Source organism: Micrococcus sp. KRD026 (assembly GCF_017168445.1).
Taxonomy (GTDB): Bacteria; Actinomycetota; Actinomycetes; order Actinomycetales; family Micrococcaceae; genus Micrococcus; species Micrococcus luteus.
The window spans coordinates 1-543 of record NZ_JABFBA010000039.1 but is presented as its reverse complement, the minus strand read 5'-3'; the positions used below and the strand labels follow the sequence as shown (position 1 = coordinate 543).

Here is a 543-nt window from a genome sequence, read left to right as displayed (position 1 = left end):
CAACGCCTACCCCCTGGTCATGGCTGGCCTCCTCTTGGGAGCAGGCACACTGGGCGATCGCATCGGCCACCGCCGAATGTTCGTCGTCGGCCTGTGGATCTTCGGTGCCGCATCACTGGCAGCGGCATTCTCGCCCAACCCTGCCTTCCTGATCGGCGCCAGGGCACTCCTCGCTGTGGGGGCCGCAGCGATGATGCCCGCCACGCTTGCTCTGATCCGCCTCGCGTTCGACGATCCTCGTGAGCGCAACATCGCCATCGCCATCTGGGGGAGCCTGTCGATCGCGGGGGCAGCGCTCGGACCCATTCTCGGCGGCGCCCTTCTCGAACGGTTCTGGTGGGGATCTGTTTTCCTCATCAATGTCCCCGTTGTTGCCATCGCACTTGTGGCGACCGCAATCATCGCGCCGCACAACCATCCCGATCCGTCGAAGAAGTGGGATCTCGTCTCATCCCTCTATGCGATGGTCGGGCTGGTGGGCACCGTGCTCGTCATCAAGGAACTGGCCCATATTCCACAGAACTGGGTTCTGATCGCAGGGGC

Annotated in this window: 1 protein-coding gene; it reads left to right on the top strand. The window is 63.7% G+C overall.

Features of this window, described 5'->3' with window-relative positions; translation table 11 throughout:
- Positions 1-543, top strand: a 543-nt coding sequence (locus J1M40_RS11805) for an MFS transporter (RefSeq protein WP_206450813.1), incomplete at both ends; no start/stop codon positions are given.